This is a genomic window from Amycolatopsis sp. NPDC059657 (assembly GCF_042734395.1).
Classification (GTDB): Bacteria; Actinomycetota; Actinomycetes; order Mycobacteriales; family Pseudonocardiaceae; genus Amycolatopsis.
Map to the genome: position 1 here is coordinate 1 of NZ_JBHWEB010000231.1, position 6271 is coordinate 6271.

Annotated in this window: 6 protein-coding genes; 1 reads left to right on the plus strand and 5 read right to left on the minus strand. The window is 68.1% G+C overall.

Annotated elements, in window-relative coordinates; genetic code table 11:
• Window positions 1-818, plus strand: an 818-nt coding sequence (locus ACFV15_RS47545; protein WP_378360063.1) for a DUF6537 domain-containing protein, incomplete at its 5' end; no start/stop codon positions are given.
• Here ACFV15_RS47545 and ACFV15_RS47550 read toward each other — a convergent pair.
• From ACFV15_RS47550 to ACFV15_RS47570, 5 genes are all read right to left on the minus strand, one after another.
• On the minus strand, window positions 721-1278 hold the full coding sequence (locus ACFV15_RS47550) for an imm11 family protein (RefSeq protein WP_378360065.1): 558 nt from the start codon (window positions 1276-1278) through the stop codon (window positions 721-723). The two genes, ACFV15_RS47545 and ACFV15_RS47550, sit on opposite strands and share 98 nt — an antisense overlap.
• The gene (locus tag ACFV15_RS47555; RefSeq protein ID WP_378360067.1) at window positions 1275-2177 is read right to left on the minus strand and encodes an AHH domain-containing protein; all 903 of its coding nucleotides are present in this window, start codon (window positions 2175-2177) and stop codon (window positions 1275-1277) included. The genes ACFV15_RS47550 and ACFV15_RS47555 overlap by 4 nt, the downstream gene beginning before the upstream one ends.
• Entirely contained in the window at window positions 2174-2797 is a 624-nt protein-coding gene (locus ACFV15_RS47560; RefSeq protein ID WP_378360069.1) for a sensor domain-containing protein, read from the minus strand. The genes ACFV15_RS47555 and ACFV15_RS47560 overlap by 4 nt, the downstream gene beginning before the upstream one ends.
• 63 nt (window positions 2798-2860) lie before the next feature.
• Window positions 2861-4435, minus strand: a complete 1575-nt coding sequence (locus ACFV15_RS47565; protein WP_378360070.1) for a succinic semialdehyde dehydrogenase — start codon at window positions 4433-4435, stop codon at window positions 2861-2863.
• A 14-nt stretch (window positions 4436-4449) separates the two neighbouring features.
• Window positions 4450-6060, minus strand: coding sequence for a GMC family oxidoreductase (locus tag ACFV15_RS47570; RefSeq protein WP_378360071.1), 1611 nt, complete (start codon window positions 6058-6060; stop codon window positions 4450-4452).
• Window positions 6061-6271: the final 211 nt, after the last annotated feature.

Genomic DNA, 6271 nt, shown 5'->3' on the forward strand with positions numbered 1-6271 from the left:
GCAGCAAGCTCGTCATACGACGGACGCTCACTCCCGGTCACGCGGTGATCATCGCAGAACGACGACCACCACGCGACAGAGACCTGACTAGTTACGCGCTGGCTACGCCGCCCGCTGTCACGGTGACTCCCACCCCGTCGGCGGCCGCGCTCGCCGTCCGCGCGCTCGTCAAGGCCGAGCCGGGTTCCGAACTCGCGCGCCTGCTGGACATCCGCGTTCCCGAGCTTGTGTCCTATCAGGACGGTCGTTACGCACGCCGCTACGCCGAATTCGTCGAGCGGGTGCGCCTGCTGGAAGGCGATTCGACCGCCGTCACCGAGGCGGTGGCCCGCAACCTGCACAAGCTGATGGCTTACAAGGACGAGTACGAGGTCGCTCGTCTCGCGCTCGACCCCGCCGTGCTCGCCGGGATCGAAGCCGAGTTCGGCACGGGCAGCCGCTACGCCTACCGCCTGCACCCGCCTGTCCTGCGCGCGCTCGGGATGAAGCGCAAGATCGCGCTGTCACAGCGCTTCCGTCCCGTGTTCGTCGCTCTGCGCGCCGCGCGGAAACTCCGTGGCACCCGGCTGGACCTTTTCGGCCTCGCCAAGGTCAGGAAGGTCGAGCGCGAGCTGATCGACGACTACCGGGAGACGATCCTTGCCGCTTTCGACACGGTGGACCGGGCCAGCCTGCTGGCGCTGGCCGAGCTGCCGAACCTGGTCCGCGGCTACGAGGACATCAAGCTGGCCAATGTGGAGGCTTACCGCCGGGAGCAGGCGGCGCTGCGGAGTCGTAAACCAGCTGGAACCCTGTCCCGGACAGGCCGGCCTTCGTGACGGCTCGCACGGTGTCTTCGTCGAAGTAGATCGAATCCGTGGGTAGCTGCGGTAACGCGAAGACACCGTGCGCCAGGTCGTCCCGGAACCGGTGGTCGGCGATCGCCATGATCCCGCCATCGGCGAAGGGGATGAAGGTGGAGGCCGCCTCGTCCAGCGCGTCGACGAGCCGCGTCGTCCTGAACAGCACGAGCTCCTCGTCGGCGCAGGGGAGTGGCAGCAGCTCGCCGTAGGGCTCCAGCAGGCCGCCGATGAGCTGGGCCGCGCGTGGCCGCAGTACGAGGACACCATGCGCCAGCCATGGCAGGTCGGCGCGCTGAAGCTTGGTGCCGGCGTCCTCGGTGAGGAAACGAACCTCGAACGGTCGCCATGGCTTCGCGTGCAGCCGGTCGAAAGCCGCCGGGTCGAGCGGGATGACCCATTCGTAGCCCGGCGAAGCGGTCGGTTCGTAGACCTTCACCACGGAAACTCTCCCGACAGCAGCATGGTGCGGATGTACTCCAGTATTTCGAGCGCGCGTTCTTTGGACGTGGCTTGGGAGAGCAGCCGGTTGATCGCCGTGTAGTACATGTTGCTGTGCACCGTACTGTGCACGGCCGAGAAGTCCGGGTTCGGGGATTTCAGGTTCGACGGCAAGTAGACCCCATTGGGCGCGGTGTTGGTCTTGATGCCGAACCTGTCGAGGACGCTCCGCGCGTAAGCCGACTTCGGCGAGCCGCCTGGCACGATGTGGTGCGCGTCCGCCTGCGTCGGGCGGGTCCAGCGCGAGTTCTGCGCACGCATGGCCCGCTGCATGTCGTTGTCGAGTGCCTGCGAGCTGTTGGGCTCCGAGGGTTTCTTCGTATCTCCGCCGCGACCCAGCTCCCTCGGGGTGTGCTGCCTTGGGTCGCTCCCGCGCGGCGGCGGCCGGCGCTTCGCCTTCAGCACCTTGAGGCACGCGGGCATCCACTCAGCGGAGATGGCGCGAGTCAGGTCGGCGCCCGCGGCCGCCAGGCGGCTCTCTTCCGCCTTGCCCGCGGAAATCTCGGCGTTCAGCGCGTTCTTCCTGGCGTTGAGCGTCGCCGCCTTCGCATTCAGCGCTGCGGCCGTGGCAGGCGGAGCCTTGCGGCCCGGATACGAGTTGACCTGGGCGTTGTGCGCGGCGATCTCGTCTTCCAACGCCTTCGCCTGGGCGTTGTGCTGGATCTTGCGCTGGTTCAGCGCTTCGACCGCGGCCTTGTGTGCGGCCGCTTGCGCGGTCAGCTGGGGTGACTGGGGCTGGGCGGTGCAGCTCGGGTCGGCCGACTGGGCGGCCGCCGGGCCCGGGATGGCGACCGAGACGGCGACCAGCAGCCCCGCCAGCCATCTCCTGGCGCTCATCCCTGAAGCCGTTCGCGCAGCTTGCCCGCGAGGTCGGCCACGGCGGGCTTGCCGTCACCCGCCTGGCAGACGGCGACTTCGAACAGCGCCTTCTGCTTGACCTCGGCGTGCCGGTAGCACTGCCAGTCGCCGGCGCCCTCCTGCTTGGCGGTCCAGGCGAGCGGTGTCGACGAGGTGACCTGGTACGTCCACCGGGTGCCGTCGTCATCGGTGCTGGCGGCGGACGGGCATGCGCTGATCCCGTCCGCGAGCGTTCGATAAGCCTTGCTAGCCAGCTCAGTGCTTGTGAAGACGCCGACGATCTGGGAAACGCTGTGGTCGAGAACCTCGTCGCTCTCTTGATAACTCGTCAGCCGGTACTGTGCCCAGCCTTCGGCGAAGACCGACTTAGTGTCCGGGCCGATCGCTACCTTGCACGACTCCGGGTCGGCGCCGAGCGACGCGGGCGGCTCGCTCTGGTTCAGCTGCGGGGACAGGTTCGCCCCGACCGCTCTGCTCACCTCGGCCGGAGTGGCGAGGCCTGCCTCGATCGTTCCAGGGGCCGCGTACGGCTTCGCGTCTCCGGGGATCGTGGCCGAACATCCGCTGACGATCGCGAAGACCGCCACCACCAGGCTCACTTCTCGACAACCGCGCACGCCTGCGGACGGTACGAGACACCGATGAAATCCTGATGAAACGCGCTACCGGATACGCCACTTCCGCAGGAGCTTCAGCCCGGAAAGCATGCCCTCGACGTACTTTTCGTAGGCCTGGCCGGGCCGGGGACCCATGACCTGCTTCTTGAGCACCGCGAGGTTCTTGACGTCGGTGTACTTGAGCAGGCCCTGGTCGCCGTGCCGCGCGCCGACGCCCGAGGTCTTGACGCCGCCCGACGGCGTGCCCTTGGCGGCGTACGCGGTCGCGAGGATGTCGTTGATGTTGACGTTGCCGGACTCGATGCGCCCGGCCACGGCGCGCGCGGCGTCGACGTCGCGGCCCCAGACCGAGGCGTTGAGGCCGTAGTCGGTGTCGTTGGCGAGCGCGACGGCTTCGTCGACCGTGCGGTACTTGTGCAGTGCGACAACGGGTCCGAAGGTTTCGGTGACGCCGCAGAGCATGTCCTTCGTGACGCCCTCGAGAATCGTCGGCTCGAAGAACGCCGGGCCGAGGTCGGGCCGTGGCTTGCCGCCGCAGAGCACCGTGGCGCCATTGGCGACGGCGTCGTCGACATGAGCCTTGACACGGCGCAGGTGGTCGACGGAGATGAGCGAGCCCATGTCGGGGCCGAAGTCGTAGGCGGCGCGAACGTCGAGCGCCTCGGTCTTGGCCACGAACGCGTTCTTGAACTCGTCGTAGCGGGATTCGGGCAGGTAGATCCGCTCGATGTGCATGCAGATCTGCCCGGTGTTGCCGAACGCGCCGAAGATCGCGCCCTGCGCGGCTTCGGCGATGTCGGCGTCCTCGAGCACGATCATCGGGTTCTTGCCGCCGAGTTCGAGGCAGCAGCCGATGAGGTTGCGGCCCGCGCGTTCGCCGATCACCCGGCCGGTGGCCGTCGAGCCGGTGAACATCACGTAGTCGGCCTGGTCGATGAGCGTCGGGCCGACGTCGGGGCCCTCGCCGCACACCACCTGGAACAAACCCTTGGGCAGCCCGGCTTCTTCGAGCAGCCGAACGCCGTAGAGCGGCGAGAGCGCCGTCTTGTTGTCCGGCTTCAGCACGACCGCGTTGCCCGCCATGAGCGCGGGCACGGCGTCGGAAATGCCGGTGGCGAACGGGAAGTTCCACGGCGCGATGATGCCGACGACCCCTTTCGGCTGCCGGATCTCGGTCGACGTCGTCAGCAGCGGGACCGGCCCGCCGCGCTTGGTCGGCGCCAGCAGTCTGGCCGCCCGCTTGAGGTAATGGCTCATCACCATCGCCGGGTCGCAGGTCTCTTCGATCGCCATCCGCCGGTTCTTGCCGCTCTCGGCTTGGATGAGATCGGTGGTGGTGCGCGCGTTGTCGACGAAAAGCGTGTGCGCCCGCTTGAACACCGCCAGGCGCTGCTTGAGCGGCGTCGCCGCCCACTTCCGCTGCGCCGCGCGCGCTTCGGCGAACGCCCGCTCGATGTCGGTCGGCGTCGACTGGGGCAGTTCGACGAGCGTCTCGCCGGTGTAGACCTCGGTGAGCTTCCAGGTCGCGCCGGACGAGCCGGGCACGCGGGCGACGAGCTCGCGCAGCAGCGTGTCGGTGGCCGACGCGGGGCGGGTGAGGCCGAGCGGGGTGACGGTCATGGCCCTACTTTCCGTCAGTTGTCCGAAAGGACGAGTCGCGCGCCCATCTCGCCGATCATGATGCAGGGCGCGTTGGTGTTGCCGCCGGTGATCGACGGCATGATCGAGGCGTCGCAGACCCGCAGCCCGTCGACCCCGCGGACCTTGAGGTCGGGGCCGACGACCGCGAGCTCGTCGACACCCATCCGGCAGGTGCCGACGCCGTGGTAGACCGAGGTCGCCCGGTTCAGGATCGCGTCGCGCAGCGCCTGGCCCTTGAGCTGGGTGCCAGGATGGATTTCCTCTTTGATGGAGCCTTTGAACGCCTTCGACGCGAAGATCTCGCGCACCAGTTCCGAGCCCTCGCCGAGCACTTCGAGATCGGCAGGGTCGGCCAGGTACTGGAAGTCGATGAGCGGGGTCGCCGCCGGATCGGCCGACGCGAGCCGGAGCGTGCCTCGGCTCTTCGGGTAGATCAGCGTGGTCAGCACGGTCAGCGAGGGCCGCTTGTCGACGTCGTGCCTGATCGGCGCGTCCTGGTTGGGCGAGACGTACGCCCACGGCAGCAGGTGCAGCTGGAGATCGGGGATCGCACCCGCCTGCGAGGTCTTGAGGAACGCGACCGCCTCGAACACCGAGTTCGCCAGGAACGTGGTGCCAGGCTTGAGCATCTCCCTGACGAGGCCCCGCGCGAAGTAGCTCGGAACGCCCTTGTTGCGGCTCGACGAGACGTGGAACGTCAGCGCGTGGAACATGTGGTCGTGCAGGTTGTCGCCGACCGGCAGGTCCGCTCGCACCTCGATGCCGTGCTCGCGCAGATGCTCCGCGTGGCCGATCCCGGAGAGCATGAGCAGTTGCGCCGAACCGACGAACCCGGCCGAGAGGATGACTTCTTTGCCGGCGCGGACGGTCCGGTGCGTGCCGTCCGCGTCGGTGACCTCGACGCCGACCGCACGGCCGTTTTCGATGAGCACTTTCTTCACCAGCACCCCTGACTGCAACTCCAGCGTCGGGGGAGCGAGGTGGTGGAGGTAGCCGCGCGAGGCGCTGTAGCGCAGGCCGTCGGCGGCGTTCTGCTGCATCCGGCTGACGCCTTCTTGCGACTCGGCGTTGTAGTCGTCGAGGATCTTGCAGCCGACCGCGTCGGAGGTGGCTTCGAGGAACAGCAGCGAACCCTCCTGCGGGGTCTTGCTGCGGGTGACCCGGATCGGCCCGCCCGCTCCCCGGAACGTGTTCTCGCCGTCCTCGAAGTCCTCCATGCGCTTGTAGGCCGCGTTGACGCTGTCGGCGTCCCAGCCGGTGTTGCCCTCGGCGGCCCAGCCGTCGAAGTTGGCCCGGTTGCCGCGGACGTAGACCATGCCGTTGATGGAGCTGGAGCCGCCGACCACCTTGCCGCGTGGCACCGGCATCCGGCGGTCGAGCAGGTGCTTCTGCGGCACCGAGTAATAACCCCAGTCGAAAGGCTTCTTGAGCTGGGGGACCGCGTGCATGGGCCCGACCAGTCCCGGCTTCTTGACCAGCATCTTCTCGTCGGTCTTGCCCGCCTCGAGCACGATCACGCTGGCGCCGGACTGGGCGAGCCTGCCCGCGATCGCGGCACCCGAGCTACCCGACCCGACGACCACGTAGTCGGCCTCGTCCGCCATGTCCGCTCCTCGGTACGACCGCAGAAACTGTAACCTGTTCTAGTTCTCGGCCAACCGTATAGCTTCGCCGCCCGGTTCCGCAACGGGGTCGTGAGTGGTACGGCCGGTTCTAACCCAATGCCGGGTAGTTAAGGCTTGGCCTGCGTTGTCAATCGGCACGTGAGCGAGTCGGTCGGGCCGCCCGCGGTGGCCCGGCCCCCACCAACCAAAC

What these genes read in the sequence shown, in the direction of transcription:
- ACFV15_RS47565 (WP_378360070.1), bottom strand. Translation starts at nt 4,435, where the DNA reads ATGACCGTCACCCCGCTCGGCCTCACCCGCCCCGCGTCGGCCACCGAC.
- ACFV15_RS47555 (WP_378360067.1), bottom strand. Translation starts at nt 2,177, where the DNA reads ATGAGCGCCAGGAGATGGCTGGCGGGGCTGCTGGTCGCCGTCTCGGTC.
- ACFV15_RS47570 (WP_378360071.1), bottom strand. Translation starts at nt 6,060, where the DNA reads ATGGCGGACGAGGCCGACTACGTGGTCGTCGGGTCGGGTAGCTCGGGT.